The organism is Natrinema soli, assembly GCF_028618695.1.
The window spans coordinates 1-1,620 of sequence record NZ_JAQIVI010000222.1 but is presented as its reverse complement, the minus strand read 5'-3'; the positions used below and the strand labels follow the sequence as shown (position 1 = coordinate 1,620).

At 56.1% G+C, this 1,620-nt stretch carries 1 tRNA gene and 2 rRNA genes; all 3 read left to right on the top strand.

Annotation, left to right across the window (positions count from 1 at the left end):
- Nucleotides 1-56, top strand: a 16S ribosomal RNA gene (locus tag PGX04_RS14710); the annotation flags it as partial.
- Nucleotides 57-228: 172 nt separating this feature from the next.
- Nucleotides 229-300, top strand: a tRNA-Ala gene (locus PGX04_RS14705).
- 226 nt (nt 301-526) lie between these two features.
- Nucleotides 527-1,620, top strand: a 23S ribosomal RNA gene (locus PGX04_RS14700); the annotation flags it as partial.

Here is a 1,620-nt window from a genome sequence, read left to right as displayed (position 1 = left end):
GGGGCTTAAGTCGTAACAAGGTAGCCGTAGGGGAATCTGCGGCTGGATCACCTCCACAGACCGGGATCAGGCCGTCGTGCCTGGCCCACCTTAGCGGATTACGAATTGCGATCTTTGATCGCAATGCGGTTCCACGTTCGATCGACCACCGTTTGGCCGATCGGGCACCTTAGAACTACCAAGGCTCGCACCCAACTCCCGTGCCCGTCTCACTAGTGAGACGGGCGTGGGCCCATAGCTCAGTGGTAGAGTGCCTCCTTTGCAAGGAGGATGCCCAGGGTTCGAATCCCTGTGGGTCCATGACTCGTACTGGTCATCGAATCGTGCCCCTTAAGTGGGAGACGGCGCGATGATTGAGTACGACAGAACCGATGCACCATCCCGTGTAAACGCGGGTGGGAAGGGTTAATGCATGCCGCGTCTACGGCGTGCAGATGAGACCGTGTGTACGTGTAGTCCAGGCGTCCACTGGACCCGTTCCCGGGTCACTCTTGAATTACAACTGCAGGTTGCAATTCAGATCCGATGAACGTGGCTACTGTGCCAGCTGGTGGATCGCTCGGCTTGAGAGCTGAAGAAGGACGTGCCAAGCTGCGATAAGCCCAAGGGAGCCGCACGGAGGCGAAGAACTTGGGATCTCCGAATGGGAATCCCCACCGCAATTGCTTCGCGCAATGGGGAACGTCGAGAATTGAAACATCTTAGTATCGACAGGAACAGAAAGCAAACGCGATGTCGTTAGTAATGGCGAATAAACGCGACACAGTCCAAACCGAAGCCCTCACGGGCAATGTGGTGTTCGGACTGACGATCACTTCCCGAACGGCGACGCGAAGTCTCTTGGAATAGAGCACGAGACAGGGTGACAGTCCCGTACCGTCGACAAGTAAGGAACGAGTCAGCTCCAGAGTATCGGGGGTTGGATATCCCTCGTGAATATCGCGGGCATCGACCGCGAAGACTAAACACTCCTCAAGACCGATAGCGAACAAGTAGTGTGAACGAACGCTGAAAAGCACCCCACGAAGGGAGGTGCAATAGGGCGTGAAATCAGTTGGCGATAGAGCGACGGGGCTCACAAGGTCCGCTGTCCAATGAATCAGATGCGAATCTGTAGTAAGCGACAGCGGAAGCCGGAGTTCCGTCGTACGTTTTGAAAAACGAACCAGAGAGTGTGCCTGTTTGACGAGTCTAACTTGATTATCAAGGAAGGCGTAGGGAAACCGATACGACCGCAGTGCTTTGCACCAGGGTCACCGTGTTCAAGCGCGGGGAGTCAAACGGGCACGACCCGAAACCGGACGATCTAGGCGTGAGCAAGATGAAGCGTGCCGAAAGGCACGTGGAAGTCTGTTAGAGTTGGTGTCCTACAATACCCTCTCGTGACTTACGTCTAGGGGTGAAAGGCCCATCGAGTCCGGAAACAGCTGGTTCCAACCGAAACATGTCGAAGCATGACCTCTGCCGAGGTAGTTTGTGGGGTAGAGCGACGGATTGGGGGATCGCACTCCGAGAGGAGTGCGCCCCCCTGTCCAACTCCGAACCTACAAACGCCGTTTGACGCAGGGAGTCCGGTGCACGGGGTAAGCCTGTGTACCGTGAGGGAGACAACCCAGAGCT